Source organism: Pseudomonas sp. StFLB209 (assembly GCF_000829415.1).
Lineage (GTDB): Bacteria > Pseudomonadota > Gammaproteobacteria > Pseudomonadales > Pseudomonadaceae > Aquipseudomonas.
On the sequence record NZ_AP014637.1, the window covers coordinates 3,320,791 to 3,345,464 of the forward strand.

Here is a 24,674-nt window from a genome sequence, read left to right on the forward strand (position 1 = left end):
TGATCAGGCGGGCTGAAGAAATTTGCATTGCCGCCGATATCAGGCACAGAACAGGAGATGACCCATGCGTATCTTGATGATTATCGTGTTGCTGGCCGCCGTCAGTGGTTGTACCCGTTGGGCGATGAACTCCAACCTCAACAGTGCTTACCGCGCCTATGACCGTGGCGACTGCGACAGTGCGCTGTTGTCCTTGTCCAAGGTGGATCGACAAAGCCGGGCGCGCCGTTATGTGCAGCCTGAGGTGTCGATGCTGCGTGGCCAGTGTCTGGAAAAACAAAAACTGTATGTCGATGCCGCGCAGACCTATCTGTTCATCATCAACCAGTATCCGGGCAACGAATATGCGTTCCGTGCCAGGGCGCGGCTCGATACGCTGGCGCAACTGGGCCACTACCCGCAACGTGAGCCGGCGAAAACTTTTCCTGCTTCACGCTAGTTACACCCGATTGGATGATTGGTACTGTAATCGGGTGGATCTAAATATAAATTGCGCTAGTCTGTGTGTTAACGGAATGAAAGGGCTGAAAAGCCCTGCATCCAGGGATTTTCATGCAGCGGGCCGGGGCACTCGTGCAGCGTTTACAACGTCATCATGAATGCCACCCGTGGTCATTGAAGGGGCTGCCATGCTTAAGGACAGAAGAATAGAACGGCACGAGCTGCAGTATTTTCTCCAGGTGTTCAATCGGTATACCGATCGACCCATGGGGTGTCTGGGCAACGTCTCCGAAGATGGATTGATGCTCATCAGCGATTTGCCGATGCTGGTGGGCGGGCGCTTCGACCTGCGTCTGAAAGTGCCGTCGGGCAACGACGGCTTTCGAATGGTCGATGTCAGTGCGACGTGCCAGTGGTGTCACGAGGACGTGACGCCGGGTTGTTATGACTCGGGGTTTCATATCCAGGAAGCGCCGCAGGAGTACTTCGATCTGATGCACAGCCTGCAGCATTATTTCAGCTTCTATCCTCTGGAAGCTTCAGCCTGATCGACAGCAGGCATGGGAGTGCGGCGTTATAGAACGCCGCCTTTCTTCAATCCCAGATAGCGGTTTATCAAATGCGCGCCGAGTTCTTCGGGGCGTACATCGATCACGGGTATCCCTAGCGCTTCGAGACGCTCGTGCAGGCTATTGCGAGAGTTGAGAAAGTCGACCGCACCACAGTAGGCCAGCGCCTGATCGTAGCGCTCGACCTGTTCTTCACGCAGGCGGTCCAGCACACTTTCGCGCAGGCTGGCGATCAGCACCCGGTGACGTTGGCCCAGTTGCCGTACGGCGCACAGCAGTTGTTCATCATCTTCATCGCGCAGGTTGGTGACCAGAATCACCAGGGCACGGCGTTTCTGCCTGCTCAATAGCTGCTGTACAGCGGCGTTGTAGTCAGCGGGGCGCCGGGTACTCTGCAGGTCGAACAGCGCGTTGAGCAACAGGTTCAACTGGCGCTGGCCCTTGCCGGGCGGCAGGTGGCGTTGCTGTTCGCCGGCAAAGGTCGACAGGCCGACTGCGTCGCCATGGCGCAGGGCGATGTGGCTGAGGAGCAGGCAGGCATTGAGGCCGTGATCGAAGTGCGCCAGCTCATCGTCCTGGCTGCGCATGCGCCGTCCGCAATCGAGCATCAGCATGATCTGCTGATCGCGCTCGTCCTGATATTCGCGGGCTATCGGTGTGCGATGCCGGGCAGTGGCTTTCCAGTCGATCTGCCGCAGGCTGTCGCCTTCACGAAACTCCCGTAACTGATGAAATTCCTGGCCCAGGCCACGGCGTTGCAATTGACGCACACCGATCTGACTCAGCCAGTTTTCGATACCCTGCAGCGGTCCGTCATAGAGACGGGCAAAGTCGGGATAGACCTTGACGGGGTCAGGCAGGGCCAGGTAACGGCGGCTTTCCCAGAGCTGCAGCGGGCTGTGCAGGATCACCTCGCAGCGTTCGAAGTTGAAGCGCCCGCGTTGCAGTGGACGCAAGCGCCAGTTCAGGCGTGCCGTCTGCTGAGGGGGCAGGTTCAGGTTTTGTGGCAGGTGTTCAAATTCCAGCCCGTCCGGTACATGGTCGAAGATGCGCAGTTGCATGACTGTGCCGGCGTCGTGTTGCACCTCCAGTTGCGCGTCGCTCCAGCGCCCCAGCGCCAGGCTGGCGGGCATATGCCGCTGCAGCCGCGGGGAGGGCAGGCGCGCAACCCGTACGGCGTCGAGCAAGGCGATGCCAAGCAGCGCCAGCAAGGTCGCCCAGTAGAGGGTGATGGCGAGTTCGGGAACCCTGATCGCCAGCGCAGACAGTATGCCCGGCACCAGAGCCAGGCTTGCCAGCAGGGCAAGTGCGCCCAACAGGCGCAGCGCAGGTCGCAGTCGCTGGGTCATAGGCGCGGAGCCGGGACCTGATCGAATATCTGGCGCAGAACCTGATCCACCGACAGGCCTTCCATGTCCAGTTCCGGAGCCAGGCGTACCCGGTGGCGCAGCACTGCCATGGCGCAGCTCTTGATGTCATCGGGGGTCACGAACTCACCGCCGCGCAGCAAGGCTCTGGCGCGTCCACCGCGTACCAGTGCGATGGAAGCACGGGGGCCGGCGCCCAGCGTCAGGCCTGCCCAGTTACGGGTTGCCCGGGCCAGCCGAACGGCGTATTCGAGCACTTGCTCATCGACTGGCAGTTCGCTGGCAACCTGTTGCAGCGTCTGCACTTCGTGGGGTTGCATCACCACCAGCAGAGGTTGTACGTCGAGCATGTCGGCGCGGCTTGAGCGGGTCACCTGGCGAACCATCTCGACCTCTTCATGGGCCTGTGGGTAGTCCATGTGCAGCTTGAGCATGAAGCGATCCAGCTCGGCTTCCGGCAACGGGTAGGTGCCTTCCTGTTCGATCGGATTCTGGGTGGCCAGTACCATGAAGGGCTGCGGGATAGGCAGGGTCTTGCCTTCCAGGGTGACTTGCCCCTCCTGCATGGCCTCAAGCAGCGCCGCCTGGGTCTTGGCCGGTGCACGGTTGATTTCGTCGGCCAGCAGCATATGGGTGAACAGCGGACCCTTGCGCAGTTTGAATTGTTCGCTCTGCAGGTCGTACACCGCGTGCCCGGTGACGTCACTGGGCATCAGATCCGGGGTGAACTGGATCCGGGCGAACTCGCCGCCAAGACAGCGCGCCAGCGCCCGTACCAGCAGGGTCTTGCCCAGTCCGGGAACGCCCTCGATCAGTACGTGGCCGCCACCGATCAGGGCGGTGAGTACGTCGTCGATCATGCTGTTCTGGCCAATCAGGGCTTTTTGCAGTTCACGACGCAAGGTCTGCGCCCGCTGGCTCGCCTGTTGGCGTTCAGCCGCTTGGGAAGAGGCCTGCAGCGGTGGCTTGTCAAGGTTTTCAACGGGATCAGACGGTGCGCTGTTGGACTCGCTCATAGGGCATTCCTGAGAGTTTGCAGATGGGCTACCTGACGGGTGAAGTCGGCGCTGGACAGGCGTTGCGCCGGACGCGGGCGCATCGCCAGGCTTATGGCACTGGTTGACTGGCGGCTGAGCCTGGCGAGAACCTGCCACTGTTCGGTGACAACCAGCGTCTCGAAGCCGGGGTGACGTTGACGGGCACGACGCAGGATGTCTTGTTGCAGGTTTTTCAGCAGCGCCTGTTGCCCGCGATGCCTCAGCAGGAAGTCGGCGCTGGCACGCAGGTGTTCGACCAGTTGCCGACGACCGGCAGGTGCCGGCCATTGCAGCGGCCCCTCACGCATTGCCACCCGCCATACGGCGAGCGCCAGCAGCAAGGCCAGGGTCACTATCGCCAGTGGAAAGTGACGCAGCAGCAAGCTCAGCAACGTATCGTGCCGGGCCTGGGCGATCAGCGTCACGCTGCTGTCCTGGGTCAGGTACCAGAGTAGCCAGGCGTTGTCGTATTCACCGATGCTGTGGTTGGTCCACAATTGTGAATCGGTAAGTACTGTGACCAGGCCGGCGCCATGCTCCAGTTGCAGCATGTGGGTGGCATTGGCACTGTTGGCCCAGTAGGCGGCCAGGTCTTGCGGGTCTTCCAGATGATAGGCCGGGTCGAAGCTCATGTAGGCCGGGGCATCTTCGTTTTCAAGATACAGCCGGGTCAGGTGTGGCCAGGGCGTCTTGGCCGGTGTGGGGCGCGCCATCGGAACGGCCGGTGCGCTGCCTGAATCCTCCGCTTGTGTCTTGGGCAGGTCGCGGGTCAATGACTGGCGAATCTGCAGACGGTCAAGCAGCAGGTCGCCGCTGCGTTGTTGCTGCTCGTCCCACAGTTGTTCGGCGACCACTACCAGATGACCACCTGCATCGGCCCAGGCCAGCAACGGGTCGACCTGCTCGGGCGTCATGCGCGAGCGATCATCGAGAATCAGCAGGGTCTGGCGCTGCGTTGTGGGTTCGGGCAGCTCGGTCCAGGTATCGGCTGAGCGAACCGTTATCGAGCGCTGGAGCAAGAACTGTTCGGCTGCCAGATAGGGGTTGGTCCTGGCTTCTGGCGACGGGCCGCGATCGATGGTTTCCTCGTAAGGTTCCAGCTGCCTGATGAACAGTACGATCACCACTGCCAGCACAACCGAGACCAGCAAGCCCGGCAGTAGATAGCCGCGCTTCATGGGCGTGCTCCGGTCTCGAACAGGCTGCGCCAGCGTTCACAAAGCTCGGGCAGTACATGCGCGGCGGGTAGCCGATGACCATAGGCAAGATTCTGCCAGTGCCCGGTCAGCTCATGGCTGAAGTCGCTCAGGGCCGGTTTGTTGAGGCTGGCGATGCGCTGCAGCGCCTGTTGTTCGGTATCGGCGCTTTTCAATGGCAGTTGGTAATCAGTGATCAAACGACTGAGCAAGGCCCGGTAAAGCAGGCTCAGAGCCTCACGAGGTTGGTCTGGCCAGAGCGCCAGGACAGTGCCTGCGATGTCGTCGGGTAAACTCTGGGCGCTGACTTGCAGACCGAATAACTGCGCCGGGGGATGGGCAGTGACTGGTTTGTCTCTGCCGGGTGAGGCGATGAACAACCGCAGCCACTGACGGTAGCGCCAGATCACCAGGCCCAGCAGGCCGATGGCCAGGCTCCACAGCAGGATCTCGAACAGATGGGCGAGTACGTTGGCGCCTTTGAGCAGGTGGTTTAGCCAGTCGAACCATGTTGATGGTGCTTGTCCCGCGGTGGGCGGTTGTTCCTGCGCCTCTGGAAGCCGCCAGCCGGTTACGGTTTCTGGGTTCTTGAAGGGCGGCTTCTCCAGCAGGTCAGTGATCGCCGCATGTGATTGCTGGCTGTTAAGCGGCTGGTGCGTCAGGCGCGTGCTCTGGGGCGAGGGCTGTACGGATTCCGGGGCAGGCGAGGCGTAGGCCCAACCGCTGTGCGGTAGCGCGCCCAGCAGCAATAATGCGCCGACCACCAGAGTTGCAGCGCTACCGGCCAGACGCTGGCGCAGGCGTTTGAACACCAGTTCGATATCCCAGGCTTCCAGCCGGGTACGGCGGTTGAGGTAGAGCATGAAACCACAAGACACGTAGACCGGCCCCCAGGCCATCAGGGCCACTGCGTACAAGAGGTTGAACAAATGATCGACCCACAGTAGCTGGTCATCGCTGCCCAATATCAGTAGCCAGCTCCAGTCGACATCCATCTGCCGAGGCATGAAGACATAGACCAGCATGATTGCTGCGGTGTACAGGACCAGCTCCAGGTGCGCGCCTGCCAGGGTCAGGCAACGCGCGGCACGGGTGTCTGCCTGACACAGCACCGCCAGACGCAGGCGACGTGCTTGGCCGCTCAGCCCTTCGAGTTGCTGGACCGGCAAGGTGAAACTGCGCAGCAGGCTCAGGCGGCGCCAGAGCAGGCTTGGCAGCAGCTCGCGCTTGAGCAGACCGGGCCAGGCCTTGAGTGCTTGCTTGAGGGTCGGCGTTGCGCCAAACAGGGCGCGTGACAGGATCCATAGTGGCAGTCGTTCGTAAAGCGGCTTGAACCACCAGAACAGCGCGATGACCACGCTGGGGTAATCCCATAGCACAAGGCTCAATACGCCAAGAATCGGCAGGGTGACCAATGCCCAGGACAGCATCAGCAGGCTCCGATGCCGGCCGGCCAGCAGGACACCCAGATCAAGGGCTTCCCAGGCCGGGCGCGGGCGGATGGCGATACTGGCGTCAGTCAGGCGCATGGGCGTTTTTTCCGGCAAGTAGCAGCCAGGCGGCCACCAGGCTCCACAGGATCCCGCCCGCCAGGTACTTGATCCATGGCGCAGGCCAGGTCATCGATGACCAGTAGGCTTCGATGAAGGCCGCGATCAGCAGCATGAACATGACCCCGCCCATCATTTGCACGCTTTGCCGGGCTGCGTTACGCAATGCCAGGGCGCGGGTCATGCGTCCCGGTGCCAGCAGCGCCCAGCCGAGTTTGAGGCCTGCTGCGCCAGCGATGACAATGGCGGTCAGTTCGAAGGCGCCATGGCCCGCGACGAATGGCCAGAAGGTCTGACCGTAGCCGATCTGGGTCAGGTGACCGGCCACTGCGCCGATCAGCAAACCGTTATAGACCAGGAAGAACAGGCTGCCCAGGCCGAGCAGCAAGCCGCTGGCGTAGGTCTGAAACGCGATGCCGATGTTGTTCATGATGTAGTAACCGAACATCACCCAGTCCTCGCCGGAGCCGCGTTCTGCCGGCACGCCGATGCGCCTTGAGCCCGGGTCGTACATGCCCTGCATCTGGTGCACCTGCTCCGGAGCGAGCACGCTGTAGACCATTGCAGGAACGGCATGCACGAGCAGGCCCATGCCCAGCAGGCAGGCGAAAAACAGCAGGGCCGAGACCGCCACAAACCGCCACTCGGCCCTGACCCTGCGGGGGAAACCTGCCAGTACGAAGGTCAGCATCGTCATCAACTGATTGCTGCGATGCCGGTACAGCTGCTGATGGCCACGCAATGCCAATTGCTGCAGCGAGTCGACCAGATAACTGCTGTAGCCACGCTCTCTGGCCAATGCGAGATGCTGGCAGATGCGTCGGTAATCCAGGCTGAAGGTCTCGCTGGCCGTGATGGTGCGAGCGTTTTTTTCGAGCAGGGTCAGACGCGTGGCGAAACGCTGCCAGTCGGCCTGATGAAGGTTTTCAAACAGGCTTTGTTTCATGGCGCCCCCAGCAGGCCACGGGCTATGCCGTTGATCCGGCTCGCCGCCTGCCCGGGCGCAACTTGCAGCGGCTCGGCCAGCAAGCCGGCCAGCTCTCGGGTTCGCGAGTCCGACAGCTCGCCCTGGCGCTCGGCAAAATCGAGGATGGCACGTTGTTCGGCCAGTTGCAGAGCGAACGGTGCAATAGCAGGCGGTGCATCGGGCAGCACCGGAGGTTGGCGCAGTGGTTCGTTATAGACCACCAGTGTGGCTGCTGCCAGGTCGCCCAAGCGTTTGAAGTGCGGGTGATTGAGGCATGCGAGGGCGCCTGCGGCATACCCGAAAGGCAGCATGTCGACCATGCGCAACAGATTACGGATCAGCGATGAGGTCCAGCCGACCGGTGTGCCATCGTCGTGAATGACTCGCAAGGCCATCATTTGCTTGCCCGGGGTGCGACCCTGATTGAGCACTTCGAACAACACCGGATACCACCAGTTGATCAGGAACAAGCCAATGGCCGACAGTCCCATGCCCAAATCACCGAACAGACTCAGGGCACCATAGCCGGTCAGTAGCAGCAGACCACGCAGCAACAGGTCGATGCTGAACGCCAGGGCACGCACTGTCAGGCCTGCCGGACGTAACAGCAAATCGATGCCTTCTGGCGTTTCAATCCCGAGCCGGGTGTCCAGAGGTGCTGCCTGCCTTGGCGAAACTGGAAACATGATGTGCGGTACTTGAGAGTAAAAGGAGAGGGGGGATTATGCTGCTGCCTTGCAAGGGGGTGTCTAAAAAACTGGGCGATTCCCGCATGCAGTGAACCTATCCTGACTGGCTTATCGAGGCAATGGGAATACGTCGATAGACAATGCAGGATATGTCCGTGTTCATTGTTGAATTTGGCAAATTAGCCATTTACGTGTTGATAGCCCTACACTTTATCGGTCTACCGTTCAGGAATAACCCGTGAATCCCAGCATCTTCTGGCACGACTACGAAACCACCGGCATCAACCCGCGCAGTGACCGACCGTTGCAGATGGCCGGGATCCGCACCGATGCCGAACTCAACGAAATCGGCGCTCCGGTCAACCTGTACTGCCAACCGAGCGACGATATCCTGCCGCATCCTGCGGCCTGCCTGGTCACAGGGATCACTCCGCAACGTCTGGCAGAGAAGGGCTTGTGCGAGGCCGACTTCATGACTCGTGTGCATGCCGAACTGGCGCAGCCAGGTACTTGTGGTGCGGGTTACAACACGTTGCGTTTCGATGATGAAGTTACCCGTTACAGCTTGTATCGCAATTTCTTTGATCCTTATGGCCGGGAATGGCAGGGCGGTAACAGCCGTTGGGATTTGATTGATGTTGTACGCGCTGCCTGTGCATTGCGCCCGCAAGGCATTGTCTGGCCTGAAGAAGAGGGGCGCATCACGCTCAAACTCGAACGCTTGACCGCTGCCAATGGTATTGAGCATGGTCAGGCTCACGATGCGTTGTCCGATGTGCGCGCCACTATTGCGCTTGCGCGGCTGATCCGTGAGCGTCAGCCAAAACTTTATGACTATCTGTTTACACTGCGCAGTAAGCAAAAGGTTCAAGAGCAGATTCGCTTGCTGCAACCTGTTGTGCATATATCCGGGCGTTTTTCGGCGGCCCGACACTATCTGGGGGTGGTGCTGCCTCTTGCCTGGCATCCGCACAATCGCAATGCGCTGATTGTCTGCGACCTGCACCTGGATCATTCGCCACTGCTGGCACTCGATGCCGATACGCTGCGCGAGCGGCTGTACAAGCGTCGTGAAGAGTTGGCGCAGGGAGAACTACCGGTTCCGCTGAAACTTGTGCATATAAATCGCTGCCCGGTGCTCGCACCGCTAAGTGTGTTGCGTGAAGAAGACCAGCAACGTTTGCAACTGGACATGACGCTGATTCGTGAACGGGCCACGGCATTGGTGCAGGAGCAGGAACTTTGGCAGCCGCGTTTGCAAAACCTCTATGGGCGTGAAGAGTTCACGGCTCAGCAAGATCCCGAGCAGCAGCTGTATGACGGTTTTATTGGTGACCGTGATCGAAGACTGTGTGAGCAAGTGCGTGAAGCCGAGCCGCAGCAATTGGCGCAACCGGTCTGGCCTTTTGATGACGCGCGTTTGCCGGAGCTGTTGTTTCGCTACCGGGCGCGTAACTTTGCCGAAACCCTGAATGCGCAGGAGCAGCAACGCTGGCTGGAGTTTTGCCAGGCACGTCTGACACGCCCGGAGTTCGGCGCTCCCAACACGCTGCAAAGCTTTACCAAGGCGCTGATCGAGTTGTCGCTCAATGCCAGGCCTGAGCAGTTGAAGGTATTGAGTCAGTGGCAGGATTATGTGCAGGTATTGCGAGGCCGGCTGGGGATCTGAAACGGGTTGGCCTGGAGGCGGTGCTTGCCTGAAGCCCGCTGTGAAGTTGAGGGCGCGGGTGAGTTTTCGTACATGCCTTGTAGGCTTATCAACAAAAGAGCGACCCTTAAGCTGTCAGCATATTGAACGTGTCATGATGTTTGTAAAAAGCAGGTAATAAAAAACGCCAGCGAGCTGGCGTTTTGCACTACAAGACGGTGATTAACCCAGCAGGGTCGACCAGCTTTCGACTTCGTCGCCGCCCCACTTGGCTTTCCACTCTTTCAGCGTTTTGTGGTTGCCGCCTTTGGTTTCGATCACTTCGCCATTGTGCGGGTTCTTGTACTGCTTGACTTTACGAGCGCGTTTGGTGCCGGTGGTTTTCACCACGCCACGAGGTGCCTTGTTAACTTTGGCATCCGGATCAAGCAGGGAAATGATGTCACGCAGGGATTTCTGGTACTCGCCCATGAGGGTGCGCAGTTTGCCTTCAAACTCCAGCTCGGCCTGCAATTTGTCATCTTGGGACAGATTTTTCAAACGGGCTTGCAGTTCTTTGATGGCTTCTTCAGTAGCGCGGTATTCGTTGATCAGCGACATGGGGTATACCTATGTTGGGAGGGGCGTCAGGGCTGCAGTCAGGTAATAATAGTCAGTGGACTTGAGCAAGTAAACATCAAATAGTTGTTTTGTCTGAAATAGCAGGTGATATACCGATTTCCTACAGAAAGCGAGAAACTAGGCGGCGGCCTAATTGACCTGAAAAGATGTTGCTTTAAGCAGTATTGGCGCGAGCCTGTGGCGGCTGAGGGCGGCAGAAATACCCGGCATCTTGTTGCATTAGTCTGCACCGCTCCTGCCGTGCCGAGGCTCTTTTAAGAATCCTTCATGAGTCCCTGAATGCACGGCTTCAGTGCACGAAAAGTACCGGTTAAATGGCGTTGTTTTCAGTGCTGGCGGAGTCTCGATGCAATGATGGCAAGGTGCAATTTGCGGCCGAAGGCCTTTTGCTATCCCTGGCGGTGTTTACATGACGTCATTACTGCAGTTTTGCCGCATAGCGGCTAGAATGGCCGCCTTTTTTACGTAGTCTGGAGTTTTGCCCATGCGCACTTTTCGCCTGGTGAGTGCTTGCCCGGACCGGGTCGGCATCGTTGCCAAGGTCAGTAACTTTCTGGCGTCCTACAACGGATGGATTACCGAGTCGAGTCACCATTCTGACAGTCTCAGTGGCTGGTTCTTCATGCGCCACGAAATTCGTGCCGACAGTCTGCCGCTGGACCTGGAAGGCTTGCGTGCAGCGTTTGCACCCATTGCCGAAGAGTTCTCGATGGAGTGGCGAATTACTGACTCGGCCCAGAAAAAGCGTGTGGTGCTGATGGCCAGCCGTGAGTCTCACTGCCTGGCGGACCTGCTGCATCGCTGGCACAGCGATGAACTGGACTGCGAGATCGCCTGTGTGATTTCCAACCATCAGGACCTGCGTGGCATGGTCGAGTGGCACGGCATTCCTTATCATCACGTACCTGTGGACCCGGCCAACAAGCAGCCAGCCTTCGCAGAGGTTTCTCGTCTGGTCGGTGAGTATCAGGCTGACGTCGTGGTCCTGGCCCGCTACATGCAAATCCTTCCGCCACAGCTGTGTCAGGAGTACGCCAACCAGGTGATCAACATTCACCACAGCTTCCTGCCATCGTTCGTGGGCGCCAAACCGTACCACCAGGCGGCGATGCGCGGCGTGAAACTGATTGGCGCCACTTGCCACTATGTAACCGAAGAGCTGGATGCCGGCCCTATCATCGAACAGGACGTCGTGCGTATCAGCCACCGTGAAAACATCGAGACGCTGGTGCGTCTGGGGCGTGATGTTGAGAAGCTGGTGCTGGCTCGCGGTTTGCGTGCTCACTTGGAAGACCGGGTGATGGTGCACGACAACAAGACCGTGATCTTCGACTGATTGCCGGTAACTCCTCCAGGCTCTGGCGGGTGGTGACTGATCGGTTTAAGGTCTGTCTTCCACTGCCGGAGCCAGGACATGAGCGATCCTCTGAATAAAGCCACTGCAAGCCCGCCCCCGGTGATCGGCGAAGGTTGCCTGAGTCGTTATGATCCCGATGCCTTGAGCCCCGAGGATGGCGCTGATTTTTCGGCAGCCGCCCAATTGTGGCGTCAGTTGCAAGAGGTTTCCAACGCCGCTGACAACGAGCCTCATTGCGATACCGAAGCCGATATCTGAGCACTCAGCCAGACGTATTTGGTCTGCGCTACACGACCTTGCTCAAGCAGTCTCTGCAGCGCTGCGAGCCAATATCGCCTTGCCAGCTCGTGATGCATGTCCACCGGATGCAGGCCCAGGCGAATGACCTGAGCCTGGCGCCACTGCGTTTCCTGCCAGCGATTGAACACCCATGAAGCCCCGCGTCGCCAGGCGCTGCGGGCACTCCATACCAGGCCCGGAGCCCGCAGCGCAGTGAAGTCTGGCAGGCGGTATAAGTGGTGCGGGCTGCTGGTGTAGCTCAGCGGTCGCTCGCGCAATGCCAGGCGAGTACCGGGGCTCATCAGCCAGGCCGGCGCCACGAATCCGTGCAGCGGCCATGCATGGCGCTGAAAAACGCCAATCCCGGCATCCAGGCGCATCGATGCCTGATCGTGCGATAACGAGTAGAACTCGCCCTCGCGGGTGTAAACCCGTCGCATCAGAAAATCAGCCGCATGGCGTGGTGGCGGGCCGGTATCGCAATGCTGATAACCGTGCAAAACCAATTCATCCCCGCGCGCCAGTCGCGTGTCGAGAAAATCAAGCAGTGCCGGGTCGTTGTCCAGAGGATTACGCTGATGAAAGTCCGGCACCACCAGCCAGGTCATCGCAACGCTGCCCAGTGCATCCACCGCCGCCACGAAAGGCAGGTAGCTGCGCCAGGTGCACGGCGCAACATCGTGCAGCACCAGCAGCAGGACTGATTGCTCAGCCATTGGCTGTCACTGGCAGATGGCTGCCCAGCACGGCCTGGTAGTGCTCAAGCAATCCGGCAACGACCCTGTCCCAGTTGTAATGTGCTTCGACATGCCGCCGGGCAATCTGCCCCACAGCCCTGACATCGTGTTCAAACAGCTCGCGTACCGCACTGGCCATGGCCTTGGGCTGATTGGCTGCGCACAGCAGGCCACATTCACCAGAGACGATCTCGCTGAACGCCCCGGCGTCGACGGCGACCACCGCAATGCCACTGGCCATGGCTTCGAGTATCACCAGGCCGAAGGTTTCCTGATCACCGGCATGCAACAGCGCGTCGGCACTGGCCAGCCATTGCGCGACCTCGGTTGCCTTGCAGAAGCGGCCGATCACCGAGACGTTGTCCGGCACTTGGGTCGGCATGTGCGAGCCTATCAGCAGCAAGTGGTAGCGCGGCCCGAGGTGTTTCATGCAGTGCAATAGAACATTGATGTTCTTCTCCCGGGAGCCGCGGCCGGCAAACACCAATAGCCGGGTATCCGGGCGCAAGCCCAGGCGTTGCCTCAGATCAGGGTCACGTCGGGTGGGGGCGAAGATCTGTAGATCAACACCCAGCGGTTGCACATGGACCTGTTCAAGGCCCATGCCGATCAGTTTGCTGGCCATGACCTGGCTGGGCGCCAGAATTCGGTCGAAGTTGCCATACAGCTTGCTGATGTAAGCCTGGGCGCTGCTGTTGATCCACTGGCCCATCCGGTTGCTGATTAGCAGAGGCAGATCGGAGTGATAAAAACCGATCACCGGCACATCGAGCTGACGCCGTGCATCCAGCGCGGCCCAGGCGGTCAGGTAAGGATCGCCGACTTCAATCAGATCCGGTTTGAGATTGTGCAGCATGGTTCGCCAGGGGCTGACCCGCAGTGGAAAGCGATAACCGTTGCCAAACGGTAATGGGGTTGCCGGAACCTGATGCACGCCGTCGTTGTGGCTGGAGCGCGCGCCAGGAATCAACAGGCTGTGTTGCACGCCTGGATAGTGTTGCAAACGCCGGTGTTTGGCATCCAGATAAGTGCGCACGCCACCGCTGGCCGGTGCGTAGAACATCGTCATGTCGGCGATATGCACGTGAGGGACTCCTCAGGTGAGTGGACCTCTCTTGCTGACCACCGGCAACTGCGGTTGTTCGTGACGACCGGCTACCGCCCGCCGGATGGCAGCCATCAGCCTCGAAGAGATGACGTAACGGGTCAATACTTGAGCAGATCCTGAACAAGAGGGGTGAAGTCATGCCCGATACTGTGCAACTGGTGCTGGGCGCAGATCCGTACGGACAACCGGTCGGTCAGGATCTGCGTCTGGCCAATCGACACGGGCTGATCGCTGGCGCGACCGGCACTGGCAAGACCGTCACTTTGCAGCGCCTGAGCGAAGCCTTCAGTGATGCCGGGGTGGCGGTGTTCGCCGCTGATATCAAGGGCGATCTGTGCGGCCTGGGCGCTGCTGGCAATGCGCAAGGCAAAGTGGCTGAGCGCATTGCCGGCATGCCCTGGCTGGGGCATCGGCCGCAAGGCTATCCTTTGGTACTTTGGGATATCGATGGCAAGTCTGGCCATCCACTGCGTACCACCCTCAGCGAAATGGGACCGTTGTTGCTCGGCAACCTGCTGGCGTTGACCGACAGTCAGCAGTCGGCGCTGTATGCCGCTTTCAAGGTCGCCGACCGGGAAGGTTTGTTGTTGCTGGATCTCAAGGACCTCAAGGCGCTGCTCAATCATCTGCGCGAGCACCCGAACCTGCTGGGCGAAGACGCGGCATTACTGACCGCGCCCTCCAGCCAGGCATTACAGCGCCGTCTGGCAGGGCTTGAGCAGCAGGGCGCCGAGGCGCTGTTTGGTGAACCGGCGTTACAGTTGCAGGACATTCTGCAGCCGGCCAGTGATGGTCGCGGGCGTATTCATTTGCTCGACGCCAGCCGCCTGGTGCACGAGGCACCGAAGGTCTATGCGACCTTTCTGCTCTGGCTGTTGGCCGAGTTGTTCGAGCAATTGCCCGAGCGCGGTGATGCCGATAAACCGGTGCTGGCGTTGTTCTTTGACGAGGCGCATCTGTTATTTGGCAATACACCGCAGGCGCTGCAGCAGCGGCTGGAGCAGGTGGTGCGATTGATCCGCTCCAAAGGTGTCGGGGTGTATTTCGTCACTCAGTCGCCCGGTGACTTGCCGGATGCGATTCTTGCTCAGTTGGGGTTGCGTATCCAGCATGGCCTGCGGGCTTTCACCGCCAAAGAACAACGCGCCTTGCGCGCCGTGGCTGAAGGTTTCAGGCCTAACCCGCAGTTCAACAGCCTGTCGGTACTGACGGAGCTGGGCATTGGTGAAGCACTGGTCGGTACGCTGCAGAGCAAGGGCACCCCAGCCATGGTACAGCGAGTATTGATTGCCCCGCCGCAGTCACGCATCGGTCCGCTTAATGAGTCTGAGCGAGCGGCATGGGTGCGCCAGTCTCCTTTGGCCGGGCACTATGACCAGGCATTTGATCGCGAGTCTGCCTATGAGCGGCTGGCGGTGCGCAGCGTGGCCGCGCCTGCTGGCGAACCGCCTGAGCCAACGGCATCGTCAGGTGCGGATGACTTCGGTGACAAGGCCGGGGCTTTTCTCGGCGCTCTGGCGGGCAGGGCAATGAAAAACGCCATGCGTCAGGCCGCCAATCAGTTGGGCCGTCAGTTGTTGCGTGGGGTTATGGGGTCATTGCTGGGCGCCAGCAAGAAGCGCCGCTGACAGCCTGACAGGCCCCCAGGCAGAACCTGGGGGCCTTGTGCGTCAGACCAGCGTCTTGGACGCCAGCCAGAACAGGCCGGCGGAAAGGGCGATGGTCGCTGGCAGGGTCAGGACCCAGGCCAGCAGGATGGTACGCACGGTGCTGGACTGCAGACCGCTGCGGTTGGCAACCATGGTACCGGCCACACCCGAAGACAGAATGTGGGTAGTGGATACTGGCAGGCTGAAGATGTTAGCCAGGCCAATAGCCGTTGCGGTCGTGATCTGGGCCGACATGCCTTGGGCATAGGTCATGCCCTGACGGCCGATTTTCTCGCCGATGGTCAGAACGACCCGTTTCCAGCCGACCATGGTGCCGATACCCAGCGCCAGGGCGACCGCCAGAATCACCCAGAACGGGGCGTATTCGGTGGTCGCAGTCAGGTCCTTGCGCAACTTGGCGAGGTCGGATTTCTCGCGGGCGGCCAGATCAGGCAGCTTGCTGACCTTGCGCGCAGTATCGTCCAGGCACAGCAAGTAACGGCGTACTTCGATACGGTCTTCAGCGCTCAGTGCCCGGTAGTCGGTCACCCCCTGAAGCTTGGCCAGCAGCGCATCAATGGTCGGTTCGGTCTGTTTGGGGTCGCATGCCGCGCTGGAAGGCAGGTCGCCTTTGTCGGTCTTGCCCATGGCGAGGAACTCGCCCAGAGTGGCATTGTTGCGCTGGTAGAACTGGCTCAGATGCAGGGTGGCGTCGCGGGTGCGCTCAATCTGATAAGTGGTGCTGTTCTGGTCGAGCACAAACTGTGCTGGCACGATACCGATCAGCACCAGCATGATCAGGCCGATGCCTTTCTGGCCATCGTTGGAGCCATGCACGAAGCTTACCGCCATGGCGGAAATCACCAGCACCAGGCGATTCCAGAACGGCGGGTGTTTCTTGTCGTCGAGTTCGCGGCGCTGCTCCGGGGTCTTGTGCATTTTCGACAGCGGGCGCCACCACTTCAGTACAAGCAGCACAAGGCCGGCAGCCAGAAAACCACCCAGCGGCGAGAACACCAGAGACATGCCGATATCGGCTGCCTTCTGCCAGTTGACGCCTTCGCTCACCGGGATGCCGTTGATCAGTGCATTGGCAAGGCCGACGCCGAGAATCGAACCGATCAGGGTATGCGAGCTGGAAGCCGGGATACCGAAGTACCAGGTGCCGAGGTTCCAGGCGATGGCGGCGGTCAGCAATGAAAAGACCATCGCCAGCCCGTGGCCGGTGTTGACGTTGATCAGCAACTCCACCGGCAGCAGGTGAACAATCGCATAGGCCACACCGACCCCGCCGAGCAATACCCCCAGGAAGTTGAAGACGCCGGAGGCGAAGACCGCCAGATGCGGTGGCATGGCCTTGGTGTAAATGACTGTCGCTACCGCATTGGCGGTGTCATGAAAGCCATTGATGAACTCGAACGATAGGACGAATGCCAGGGCGAGCAGCAGACTCACAAGCACCCAGGGATCAAGCCCGCTGAATAAATCGATCATGTAGGTTTTCTGATGCGTTCTGAAGGGGGCGAGATTATGACAGAAAAAATACACTTCGACGCACCGACTGCTGGTCGGTATCGATCAGATCTGTTTCGCGGTCATGACATCGCCGGTCCAGCAGGACAGTGGCAAGCATCAGAAAAGCGCCGGTGGGCTTACAACAGCCGGACGATCACTGCTCTTCTTTCAGTTCTTTTTCCATGCGTTGCAGTTCTTGCTTGAACGCCTGGTCCTGAACCGTGGCTCTTTTACGCCAGGGTTTGCGTTCCGGGTCCGGTTGTGCGGCGTAGGTAGTGACTTCGCCGCCATAAACCTCCTTGAATCGTTGTTCCTGGCGCTCAAGTTCCGCGCGCATTTCATCTTTAGTCACGATGTTACCTGGTCAAGTCAAATGAACTCTGGTGCAAACGTCAGGCATCGGGAATGTGCACTCGTTCAGTGTCCTTACAGGGCGATTGGCCAAGGGTATTGAACCATCGAGGCCCATTGGACACTTTGAACGTCATGCCACATTCGGTGGCTGGCGGCTACGGGCACCAGAAAAAAACATCTGTCGTAGCGACATGGGTATTTGCGCATCCGCGGGGCGGTTGCCGGGCTGGCTTGTGTCGGATCAACGCAACAGGGAATTGCGTGGCACATCGAAAAGGCGCTCAGGCCCTGAATGACACGATGGGCACCGTCACGGCACAAGGTATTGCCAACCAGATGAAAGCTACTATCTCCAAGAAGTCTGCGGACGTCAACTACAGGCACTGTCGTTTTCAGGATGCTTTGTTAGTGTTCGGCCTATTGAAGTTTATAGCGAACGCATCATGAAAGAACTTTCATGGCATCGAAGGTTGCAGTGAGCTTGCAAAAGAGGCAGAGCGCGGCGCAGCAGAGGGCAAATAAAAACGGCCTTGCTTCGTGGACAAGGCCGTTGCCTAGGACTTCTCAGTGGGTACCTGACCAGGATTTCCAAGAAGCCACTTCATGGCAGGCCTAAAGGTATAAGTATATTTGTCATGGGTCAATTGCGATTATCGGCCACTTGTTCGATAATCGGACGGTCTGACCTGTGCCCATCTGTAGTGTCCAGGCCTGAAACCGTTGATATACAAGGCCTGCAAGGGTAAGTCCGAGGTGTTGTCATGAATGAAGAACTGCGCAATTCTTTTGTCTCGCTGGCACCTCCGATCGTGGCTTCACCTGCGCGACGTATTCAGGCGCTGACCGGCGATCCTGATTTCATGACCTCGCTGGCTCGCGGCCTGGCGGTCATTCATGCCTTTCAAGAGCGCAAGCGTCACCTGACCATTGCCCAGATCAGCCACCGTACCGAGATCCCGCGTGCGGCAGTCAGGCGTTGTCTGCACACGCTGATCAAGCTCGGCTACGCAACGACGGACGGTCGCACCTACTCGCTGTTGCCTAAAGTCCTGACGCTGGGGCATGCCTACCTGTCGTCCACCCCGCTGGCAGTGTCTTCGCAACCCTATCTGGACCGCATGAGCGATCAGTTGCATGAGGCCTGCAATATGGCCACGCTGGAGGGCGAGGACATTTTGTATATCGCCCGCTCGGCGACCACTCAGCGCTTGATCTCGGTAGACCTCTCGGTGGGTGGGCGACTGCCGGCCTATTGCACGTCCATGGGGCGGATTCTGCTGGCGGCACTCGACGACGTGTCGCTGCGTGAATACCTCGACCATGTCGACCTGCAACCCAAAACCAGCCGGACCATCCGTACTGTTGAAGCGCTTTATGAATGCCTGCAGCAGGTTCGTCAGCAAGGCTGGTGCATTGTCGATCAGGAACTGGAGCAAGGCCTGCGCTCGATCGCCGTGCCGGTGTATGACGCTTCCGGCCAAGTACTGGCGGCACTGAACGTCAGCACCAGTGCCGCGCGAGTGGCGCGTAGCGAACTGGAACAGCGCTTTTTACCGATCATGCTCGACGCCAGCCGGGAACTGAGCGCGCAGATTTTTACCTGATTCGGTCGATCAAATTCGTTCGATTATCGAACGAATAATCGATTATCGGATTGTTTGCCTGGGTGCCTCGCGCATAACCTCATGTCCATCGCGGCGCGAATCAACGCGCCGATCATTGAACGTGATGTTTGGGTTCGGGAGCACCTCATGGCTGAAATCATGTCTTTACGCGATGCGGTGAAACAACTGGTCAACGATGGCGACACCGTTGCGCTGGAAGGTTTCACTCATCTGATCCCCTCGGCAGCGGGCCACGAAATCATTCGCCAGGGCAAGCGTGAGCTGACTCTGGTGCGGATGACTCCCGACCTGATCTACGATCAGTTGATCGGTGCCGGTTGCGTCAAGCGCCTGGTGTTTTCCTGGGGCGGTAACCCTGGGGTCGGTTCGCTGCACCGCCTGCGTGATGCCGTCGAAAAACAGTGGCCGCGGCCGTTGGAACTTGAAGAGCACAGCCATGCCGACCTGGCCAACGCTTACGTCGCCGGCGCATCGGGGCTGCCGTTCGCGGTACTGCGCGCCTACGCCGGTTCCGACCTGTCCAAAGTTAACCCGTTGATCAAGACAGTCACCTGTCCGTTCACCGGTGAAGTGCTGGCCGCCGTGCCGTCGGTGCGTCCGGACGTCACCGTGATCCATGCGCAAAAGGCCGACCGCAAAGGCAACGTGTTGGTCTGGGGTATTCTCGGTTCGCAGAAGGAGGCGGCCCTGGCGGCCAAGCGCTGCATCGTCACCGTCGAGGAGATCGTCGACGACCTGCAGGCGCCGATGAACGCCTGCGTGCTGCCAACCTGGGCGCTGAGTGCGGTCTGCCTGGTACCCGGCGGTGCGCATCCGTCCTACGCCCACGGCTACTACGAGCGTGACAACCGCTTCTATCAGGACTGGGACCCGATCGCCCGTGACCGTGAGACGTTCCAGGCCTGGATTGACCAATACATCCATGGCACAGCGGATTTCAGTGAATTTCAACGCAAGCTGGCCAGCGCCGCGGAGGCAAAGCAATGACTTACTCGACCAGTGAAATGATGACCATTGCCGCCGCGCGTCGTCTCAATAACGGCAGCGTATGCTTCGTGGGCATCGGCCTGCCGTCCAAAGCCGCCAACCTGGCGCGCCTGACTTCCAGCCCTGATGTGGTGTTGATCTACGAGTCAGGCCCGATTGGCGCCAAGCCGAGCGTGCTGCCGCTGTCGATCGGCGACGGTGAACTGGCCGAAACGGCTGACACCGTGGTGTCGACCAGTGAAATTTTCCGCTACTGGCTGCAAGGTGGCCGGGTCGACGTGGGGTTCCTTGGCGCGGCGCAGGTCGACCGCTTCGGCAATATCAACACCACGGTGGTCGGTGACTACCACGCGCCGAAAGTTCGCTTGCCGGGCGCAGGCGGTGCACCGGAGATCGCAGGTTCTGCCAAGTCGGTGCTGATCATCCTCAAGCAGTCACCGCGCTCGTTCGTCGAACGTCTGGATTTCATCACCTCCGTAGGCCATGGCGAAGGCGGCGACTCGCGCAAGCGTCTGGGTCTGCCAGGTGCCGGCCCGGTGGGGATCATCACCGACCTGTGCATCATGGAGCCGGAGCAGGGCAGCAACGAGTTCGTGGTTACTACCCTGCATCCAGGTGTAACCCGTGAGCAGGTGGTTGCAGCCACTGGCTGGCCGGTGCGCTTTGCTGAAAACGTAACGGTATCTGGCGAGCCGACCGAGGTTGAACTGGCCGCCCTGCGTGACCTGGAAGCCCGGACCGCGGCTGCTCATGGTCAAGTGGCAGGAGAAGCCTGATGCGTGATGTATTCATCTGCGATGCCATCCGCACGCCGATTGGCCGCTTCGGTGGCGGGCTGGCCGGCGTACGCGCTGACGATCTGGCAGCCGTTCCGATCAAGGCGTTGATCGAGCGTAATCAGTCGGTCAACTGGCAGGAGGTCGACGAAGTGTTTTTCGGCTGCGCCAACCAGGCCGGCGAAGACAACCGCAACGTGGCGCGCATGGCAGCGTTGCTGGCCGGCCTGCCGCCAAGCATTCCTGGGGTGACCCTCAATCGCCTGTGCGCATCCGGTATGGATGCTATCGGTACCGCTTTTCGGGCCATCGCTGCCGGTGAAATGGAGCTGGTGATTGCCGGTGGTGTGGAATCGATGTCCCGTGCGCCATTCGTAATGGGCAAGGCCGATGCGGCCTATTCGCGAGGCATGAAGCTGGAAGACACCACCATTGGCTGGCGCTTCATCAACCCGTTGATGAAGGCCCAGTACGGTGTCGATGCGATGCCGGAAACCGCCGATAACGTGGCTGACGATTACAACATTTCCCGCGCCGACCAAGACGCTTTTGCCTTGCGCAGCCAGCAACGTACGGCTGCGGCGCAGGCGGCAGGTTACTTTGCCGAGGAAATAGTGCCGGTACGCATTGCCCACAAAAAGGGCGAGACCATTGTCGACACCGATGAACACCCGCGTGCCGAAACCACGCTGGAGGCGCTGGCACGGCTCAAGCCGGTCAACGGTCCGGACAAGACCGTCACCGCCGGTAATGCTTCAGGGGTCAACGACGGTGCAGCGGCGTTGATCCTGGCGTCCGCCGAAGCGGTCAAGAAACATGGCCTGACCCCGCGTGCGCGGATTCTCGGTATGGCCAGTGCTGGTGTCGAACCCCGGGTCATGGGGATCGGCCCGGTACCTGCGGTGCGCAAACTGGTCGAGCGTCTGGGCATTGCGGTGACTGACTTTGACGTCATCGAACTGAACGAAGCCTTTGCCAGCCAGGGCCTGGCGGTGCTGCGCGAGCTGGGTCTGGCTGACGATGCGGCGCAGGTCAACCCTAACGGCGGCGCCATCGCCCTGGGCCATCCGTTGGGCATGAGTGGCGCGCGTCTGGTGCTGACGGCCTTGCATCATCTGGAAAAGACCGGTGGCCGCAAAGGTCTGGCGACCATGTGTGTCGGCGTGGGCCAAGGCTTGGCACTGGCCATCGAGCGCTGAGTTTCACGTTTCACCCGGCAATCCTCCAGATCCGGCCCTGGCTCCACGAACAGGCAGGCTCCGGGGCTGGCGGATTGCCCTTTCTGCTGGACTCCTCCTTCCTCAACGCAGGCTCTGGCCTGCGCTTTTTCCCGCCGGGATAGCTGCTCGCATTGAACTTTAGGTTCGATGAATGTGACCAATTGTTTCAGGGGTGGCCTCGTCTGCTCAGGGATGACGCTGCCGATATCACACGGGGAGACCAGCCAATGGCAACCACCATGCATTACACCGGCGAAGAGCGCCGCAAACGAATCTTCGCTATCGTGGGGGCCTCTTCGGGCAACCTGGTCGAATGGTTCGACTTCTATATCTACGCTTTTTGCGCCATCTACTTTGCGCCGGCGTTCTTTCCCTCCGACGACCCTACCGTGCAGTTGCTCAATACCGCTGGTGTCTTCGCTGCCGGATTTCTGATGCGGCCGATTGGCGGCTGGCTGTTTGGCCGGGTCGCCGACAAGCACGGGCGCAAGAACTCCATGCTGATTTCGGTGAGCATGATGTGTGCAGGCTCGCTGGTGATCGCCTGTTTGCCGACCTATGCCTCCATCGGCGCCTGGGCACCGGCCTTGCTATTGGTCGCGCGCCTGATCCAGGGATTGTCGGTCGGTGGTGAATACGGCACCACGGCAACTTACATGAGTGAAGTGGCCCTGCGCGGGCAGCGCGGCTTCTTTGCCTCGTTCCAGTACGTGACGCTGATTGGCGGTCAGTTGCTGGCGGTGCTGACGGTGGTCATTCTTCAGCAGTTTCTCAGCACCGAGGAACTGCGTGCCTACGGCTGGCGGATTCCGTTCGTGATCGGTGCCTGTGCGGCAGTCATTGCGCTGTTGCTGCGCCGCAGCCTGAACGAAACCACTACCGCCGAAAGCCGCGATGACAAAGACGCCGGCAGCGTGGCTGCGTTGTTCAAACACCATAAAGCAGCGTTTATCACGGTATTGGGTTACACCGCCGGTGGTTCGCTGATTTTCTATACCTTCACCACTTACATGCAGAAGTACTTGGTCAACACCGGTGGAATGGAGCCCAAGACCGCCAGCTTCATCATGACCGGGGTGCTGTTTTTGTACATGTGCATGCAGCCGCTGTTCGGCATGCTGGCCGATCGTATTGGCCGACGTAATTCGATGCTGTGGTTCGGCGCGTTGGGGACTCTGTGCACGCTGCCGATTCTGACCGCGTTGAAAAGCGTCGAAAGCCCGTTCATGGCGTTCGTGTTGATTACCCTGGCGTTGGCCATTGTCAGTTTCTATACGTCGATCAGCGGCCTGGTCAAAGCGGAGATGTTCCCGCCTCAGGTACGTGCGCTGGGTGTTGGCCTGGCTTATGCCGTGGCCAATGCAGTGTTTGGTGGCTCGGCGGAATATGTGGCGCTGAACTTCAAGAGCCAGGGGGTGGAAAACTACTTCTACTGGTATGTGACGATCATGATGGCCGTGGCGTTTCTGTTCAGCCTGCGGCTGCCGAAACAGCCGGCCTATTTGCATCATGATCATTGATTTGCAGTGCGCTGTGGCGTGAGCGATCCGCTACATGCCTTCAGAAAAAACAAACCCGCCACAAAAGGCGGGTTTGTTTTCACCCTATGCGCGAGAAGCCTCGGGGTTTAGCCCGAGGTCGAGAGCGCGGACGCCGCAGGCGTCCTGGTTGGGAGTCTACTGTTCTTCGATGTATTGGCGCAGGATTTCAATCGGCGCACTGCCGCAGCTAGAGGCGAAGCAGGATGGCGACCAGAGGACACTCCTTCGCTTGAGCCAGGGGTGGAAATCCCCGAACTGCTCACGCAGCCGTCTGGATGATACCCTCTGAGTGAAGCCACCCGATTCGACAACGCCACCCATGGCTTGAAAGACCAAACCATAATTCATGCCATGAACCACACCAGGACCCTCAAACTCCGAATCAAAGACAAGCACGCGAAAACGCTGCTGGCGATGGCGCGCGAGGTCAATATGGTGTGGAACTACTGCAATGAAACGAGTCATCGCGCCATCCGGGAACGCCACCAGTGGCTCTCCGGTTTTGACCTGCAAAAGCTGACCAATGGATTAAGCAAATGCGACGGCGTGCAGATCGGCTCGCCAACCGTGCAGCAGGTTTGCGAGGACTACGCCAAGGCCCGTAAGCAGTTCAAGCGTTCCAGGCTCAATTGGCGGGTGTCCAGCAGGAGCAGCCCCAAATACAGCCTGGGCTGGATTCCATTCAAGGCGCGTGCCTTGCAATACAAGAACGGTCAGATTCAGTTCGCCGGGTTCAGGTTTGGCCTGTGGGACAGCTACGGTTTAAGTCAGTACGCCCTGCGGGCCGGAAGCTTCAGTGAAGATTCCAGGGGGCGCTGGTATCTCAATATCTGCGTGCAGGTTCAGAGCAAGCCGTGCATCGGCACTGCCGCAGTTGGCATCGACCTGGGCCTTAAAGCGGCGGCGACAACGTCTGAGGGCCAGGTGCTGGTCGGGCGCGAATATCGCACCCTGGAGCAGAAACTGGGCATCGCTCAGCGTGCTGGCAAGAGGGCACGTGTTCGCGCCCTCCATGCCAGGATCAGGAACCGGCGCAAGGATGCGCAACACAAGTTCTCAACCGCCCTGGTTGAGCGCTGCGCCGCCATTTTCGTTGGCGATGTAGCCAGCGCCAAACTCGTAAAGACTCAAATGGCCAAATCCACGCTTGATGCAGGATGGGGCCAACTCAAGACAATGCTGGAGCAGAAATGCCAACGGGCAGGCGTTGTTTTTGAGGTTGTAGCCGAGCGCTATACCACCCAGACCTGCTCGTGCTGTGGAAGCATTTCCACCAGCAGTCCGAAAGGTAGAGCTGGTTTGCGAATAAGAGAATGGACCTGCGTGTGCTGCGGTACAGCCCACGACCGCGATGTAAACGCGGCCCTGAACATTCTCGCGGCGGGGCATCGCCGTCTAGCGGTAGGAATCCCCGCTCTTTAGGGCGGGGAGGATGTCAAAA

23 protein-coding genes and 1 pseudogene are annotated in these 24,674 nt (G+C 59.7%); 12 read left to right on the forward strand and 12 right to left on the reverse strand.

Annotated features, from left to right (window positions below):
- The first annotated feature begins 64 nt into the window (after positions 1-64).
- Both PSCI_RS14795 and PSCI_RS14800 read left to right on the forward strand, forming a co-directional pair.
- A complete protein-coding gene (locus tag PSCI_RS14795; protein ID WP_045488169.1) occupies positions 65-439 on the forward strand; it encodes a tetratricopeptide repeat protein in 375 nt (124 codons plus the stop codon).
- Between the two features lie 190 nt (positions 440-629).
- Entirely contained in the window at positions 630-989 is a 360-nt protein-coding gene (locus tag PSCI_RS14800) for a PilZ domain-containing protein (protein ID WP_045494355.1), read from the forward strand.
- Between the two features lie 26 nt (positions 990-1,015).
- Here PSCI_RS14800 and PSCI_RS14805 read toward each other — a convergent pair whose 3' ends face one another.
- The 6 genes from PSCI_RS14805 to PSCI_RS14830 are packed head-to-tail and all read right to left on the reverse strand — an operon-like array spanning position 1,016 to position 7,813.
- Positions 1,016-2,347 (reverse strand): DUF58 domain-containing protein, encoded by a 1,332-nt coding sequence (locus PSCI_RS14805; protein ID WP_045494358.1) that lies wholly within the window; start codon positions 2,345-2,347, stop codon positions 1,016-1,018.
- An 8-nt stretch (positions 2,348-2,355) separates the two neighbouring features.
- On the reverse strand, positions 2,356-3,393 hold the full coding sequence (locus PSCI_RS14810; protein ID WP_045488172.1) for an AAA family ATPase: 1,038 nt from the start codon (positions 3,391-3,393) through the stop codon (positions 2,356-2,358).
- Complete coding sequence (locus PSCI_RS14815) at positions 3,390-4,592, reverse strand: DUF4350 domain-containing protein (protein ID WP_045488175.1); 1,203 nt, start codon at positions 4,590-4,592, stop codon at positions 3,390-3,392. Before PSCI_RS14815 ends, PSCI_RS14810 begins: the two co-directional genes overlap by 4 nt.
- Positions 4,589-6,139 carry a DUF4129 domain-containing protein gene (locus PSCI_RS14820; protein WP_045488178.1) on the reverse strand — a complete coding sequence of 517 codons (1,551 nt, stop codon included), beginning with the start codon at positions 6,137-6,139 and terminating at the stop codon, positions 4,589-4,591. The genes PSCI_RS14815 and PSCI_RS14820 overlap by 4 nt, the downstream gene beginning before the upstream one ends.
- Positions 6,126-7,106: a stage II sporulation protein M gene (locus PSCI_RS14825; protein WP_045488180.1), complete on the reverse strand. Its 981-nt coding sequence runs from the start codon at positions 7,104-7,106 to the stop codon at positions 6,126-6,128. Before PSCI_RS14825 ends, PSCI_RS14820 begins: the two co-directional genes overlap by 14 nt.
- The gene (locus PSCI_RS14830) at positions 7,103-7,813 is read right to left on the reverse strand and encodes an RDD family protein (protein WP_045488183.1); all 711 of its coding nucleotides are present in this window, start codon (positions 7,811-7,813) and stop codon (positions 7,103-7,105) included. Before PSCI_RS14830 ends, PSCI_RS14825 begins: the two co-directional genes overlap by 4 nt.
- A gap of 241 nt (positions 7,814-8,054) precedes the next feature.
- On the opposite strand from PSCI_RS14830, the gene sbcB reads away from it, so the two are divergent.
- Complete coding sequence (gene sbcB / locus PSCI_RS14835) at positions 8,055-9,485, forward strand: exodeoxyribonuclease I (protein ID WP_045488186.1); 1,431 nt, start codon at positions 8,055-8,057, stop codon at positions 9,483-9,485.
- 201 nt (positions 9,486-9,686) lie between these two features.
- On the opposite strand, the gene mvaT is transcribed toward sbcB, so the two are convergent.
- Positions 9,687-10,064 carry a histone-like nucleoid-structuring protein MvaT gene (gene mvaT, locus PSCI_RS14840; RefSeq protein ID WP_045488190.1) on the reverse strand — a complete coding sequence of 126 codons (378 nt, stop codon included), beginning with the start codon at positions 10,062-10,064 and terminating at the stop codon, positions 9,687-9,689.
- Positions 10,065-10,569: 505 nt separating this feature from the next.
- Between mvaT and purU the strand changes: the two genes are divergently transcribed.
- Entirely contained in the window at positions 10,570-11,421 is an 852-nt protein-coding gene (gene purU / locus PSCI_RS14845; protein ID WP_045488193.1) for a formyltetrahydrofolate deformylase, read from the forward strand.
- Positions 11,422-11,499: 78 nt separating this feature from the next.
- Positions 11,500-11,700: a hypothetical protein gene (locus PSCI_RS14850; RefSeq protein ID WP_045488195.1), complete on the forward strand. Its 201-nt coding sequence runs from the start codon at positions 11,500-11,502 to the stop codon at positions 11,698-11,700.
- Here PSCI_RS14850 and PSCI_RS14855 read toward each other — a convergent pair.
- A complete protein-coding gene (locus PSCI_RS14855; protein WP_045488198.1) occupies positions 11,673-12,437 on the reverse strand; it encodes a DUF2334 domain-containing protein in 765 nt (254 codons plus the stop codon). The two genes, PSCI_RS14850 and PSCI_RS14855, sit on opposite strands and share 28 nt — an antisense overlap.
- Positions 12,430-13,527 carry a glycosyltransferase family 4 protein gene (locus tag PSCI_RS14860; protein ID WP_045494361.1) on the reverse strand — a complete coding sequence of 366 codons (1,098 nt, stop codon included), beginning with the start codon at positions 13,525-13,527 and terminating at the stop codon, positions 12,430-12,432. The genes PSCI_RS14855 and PSCI_RS14860 overlap by 8 nt, the downstream gene beginning before the upstream one ends.
- Positions 13,528-13,703: 176 nt before the next feature.
- On the opposite strand from PSCI_RS14860, the gene PSCI_RS14865 reads away from it, so the two are divergent.
- The gene (locus tag PSCI_RS14865; RefSeq protein ID WP_045488201.1) at positions 13,704-15,194 is read left to right on the forward strand and encodes a helicase HerA-like domain-containing protein; all 1,491 of its coding nucleotides are present in this window, start codon (positions 13,704-13,706) and stop codon (positions 15,192-15,194) included.
- 42 nt (positions 15,195-15,236) lie between these two features.
- On the opposite strand, the gene PSCI_RS14870 is transcribed toward PSCI_RS14865, so the two are convergent.
- Entirely contained in the window at positions 15,237-16,709 is a 1,473-nt protein-coding gene (locus PSCI_RS14870) for an inorganic phosphate transporter (RefSeq protein WP_045488204.1), read from the reverse strand.
- Between the two features lie 175 nt (positions 16,710-16,884).
- On the reverse strand, positions 16,885-17,082 hold the full coding sequence (locus tag PSCI_RS14875; RefSeq protein WP_045488206.1) for a hypothetical protein: 198 nt from the start codon (positions 17,080-17,082) through the stop codon (positions 16,885-16,887).
- Positions 17,083-17,845: 763 nt separating this feature from the next.
- Here PSCI_RS14875 and pcaR point away from each other — a divergent pair.
- The 5 genes from pcaR to PSCI_RS14900 all read left to right on the forward strand — a co-directional run bounded on the left by pcaR (position 17,846) and on the right by PSCI_RS14900 (position 23,212).
- A complete protein-coding gene (gene pcaR, locus PSCI_RS14880) occupies positions 17,846-18,688 on the forward strand; it encodes a pca regulon transcriptional regulator PcaR (protein ID WP_045488209.1) in 843 nt (280 codons plus the stop codon).
- A 147-nt stretch (positions 18,689-18,835) separates the two neighbouring features.
- Complete coding sequence (locus PSCI_RS14885; protein WP_045488212.1) at positions 18,836-19,696, forward strand: CoA transferase subunit A; 861 nt, start codon at positions 18,836-18,838, stop codon at positions 19,694-19,696.
- The gene (locus PSCI_RS14890) at positions 19,693-20,472 is read left to right on the forward strand and encodes a CoA-transferase subunit beta (RefSeq protein ID WP_045488215.1); all 780 of its coding nucleotides are present in this window, start codon (positions 19,693-19,695) and stop codon (positions 20,470-20,472) included. Before PSCI_RS14885 ends, PSCI_RS14890 begins: the two co-directional genes overlap by 4 nt.
- Positions 20,469-21,671, forward strand: a complete 1,203-nt coding sequence (gene pcaF / locus PSCI_RS14895) for a 3-oxoadipyl-CoA thiolase (RefSeq protein WP_173426718.1) — start codon at positions 20,469-20,471, stop codon at positions 21,669-21,671. Before PSCI_RS14890 ends, pcaF begins: the two co-directional genes overlap by 4 nt.
- Positions 21,672-21,919: 248 nt before the next feature.
- Entirely contained in the window at positions 21,920-23,212 is a 1,293-nt protein-coding gene (locus tag PSCI_RS14900) for an MFS family transporter (RefSeq protein WP_045488221.1), read from the forward strand.
- 156 nt (positions 23,213-23,368) lie between these two features.
- Here the strand turns inward: PSCI_RS14900 and PSCI_RS29815 are convergent.
- Positions 23,369-23,562: pseudogene (locus tag PSCI_RS29815) on the reverse strand (transposase); the annotation flags it as partial.
- Positions 23,563-23,584: 22 nt separating this feature from the next.
- Between PSCI_RS29815 and PSCI_RS14905 the strand changes: the two are divergent.
- Positions 23,585-24,655: an RNA-guided endonuclease InsQ/TnpB family protein gene (locus PSCI_RS14905; protein WP_084709974.1), complete on the forward strand. Its 1,071-nt coding sequence runs from the start codon at positions 23,585-23,587 to the stop codon at positions 24,653-24,655.
- Positions 24,656-24,674 lie beyond the last annotated feature (19 nt).

Bases quoted from the DNA above. Each gene is read 5' to 3' on its own strand.
- pcaR (WP_045488209.1), top strand. From the start codon at position 17,846: ATGAATGAAGAACTGCGCAATTCTTTTGTCTCGCTGGCACCTCCGATC.
- PSCI_RS14850 (WP_045488195.1), top strand. From the start codon at position 11,500: ATGAGCGATCCTCTGAATAAAGCCACTGCAAGCCCGCCCCCGGTGATC.
- purU (WP_045488193.1), top strand. From the start codon at position 10,570: ATGCGCACTTTTCGCCTGGTGAGTGCTTGCCCGGACCGGGTCGGCATC.
- PSCI_RS14890 (WP_045488215.1), top strand. From the start codon at position 19,693: ATGACTTACTCGACCAGTGAAATGATGACCATTGCCGCCGCGCGTCGT.
- PSCI_RS14900 (WP_045488221.1), top strand. From the start codon at position 21,920: ATGGCAACCACCATGCATTACACCGGCGAAGAGCGCCGCAAACGAATC.
- mvaT (WP_045488190.1), bottom strand. From the start codon at position 10,064: ATGTCGCTGATCAACGAATACCGCGCTACTGAAGAAGCCATCAAAGAA.
- PSCI_RS14870 (WP_045488204.1), bottom strand. From the start codon at position 16,709: ATGATCGATTTATTCAGCGGGCTTGATCCCTGGGTGCTTGTGAGTCTG.
- PSCI_RS14795 (WP_045488169.1), top strand. From the start codon at position 65: ATGCGTATCTTGATGATTATCGTGTTGCTGGCCGCCGTCAGTGGTTGT.
- PSCI_RS14800 (WP_045494355.1), top strand. From the start codon at position 630: ATGCTTAAGGACAGAAGAATAGAACGGCACGAGCTGCAGTATTTTCTC.
- PSCI_RS14815 (WP_045488175.1), bottom strand. From the start codon at position 4,592: ATGAAGCGCGGCTATCTACTGCCGGGCTTGCTGGTCTCGGTTGTGCTG.
- PSCI_RS14825 (WP_045488180.1), bottom strand. From the start codon at position 7,106: ATGAAACAAAGCCTGTTTGAAAACCTTCATCAGGCCGACTGGCAGCGT.
- PSCI_RS14905 (WP_084709974.1), top strand. From the start codon at position 23,585: ATGAACCACACCAGGACCCTCAAACTCCGAATCAAAGACAAGCACGCG.
- PSCI_RS14810 (WP_045488172.1), bottom strand. From the start codon at position 3,393: ATGAGCGAGTCCAACAGCGCACCGTCTGATCCCGTTGAAAACCTTGAC.
- PSCI_RS14820 (WP_045488178.1), bottom strand. From the start codon at position 6,139: ATGCGCCTGACTGACGCCAGTATCGCCATCCGCCCGCGCCCGGCCTGG.
- PSCI_RS14855 (WP_045488198.1), bottom strand. From the start codon at position 12,437: ATGGCTGAGCAATCAGTCCTGCTGCTGGTGCTGCACGATGTTGCGCCG.
- PSCI_RS14885 (WP_045488212.1), top strand. From the start codon at position 18,836: ATGGCTGAAATCATGTCTTTACGCGATGCGGTGAAACAACTGGTCAAC.
- PSCI_RS14865 (WP_045488201.1), top strand. From the start codon at position 13,704: ATGCCCGATACTGTGCAACTGGTGCTGGGCGCAGATCCGTACGGACAA.
- PSCI_RS14830 (WP_045488183.1), bottom strand. From the start codon at position 7,813: ATGTTTCCAGTTTCGCCAAGGCAGGCAGCACCTCTGGACACCCGGCTC.
- PSCI_RS14860 (WP_045494361.1), bottom strand. From the start codon at position 13,527: ATGACGATGTTCTACGCACCGGCCAGCGGTGGCGTGCGCACTTATCTG.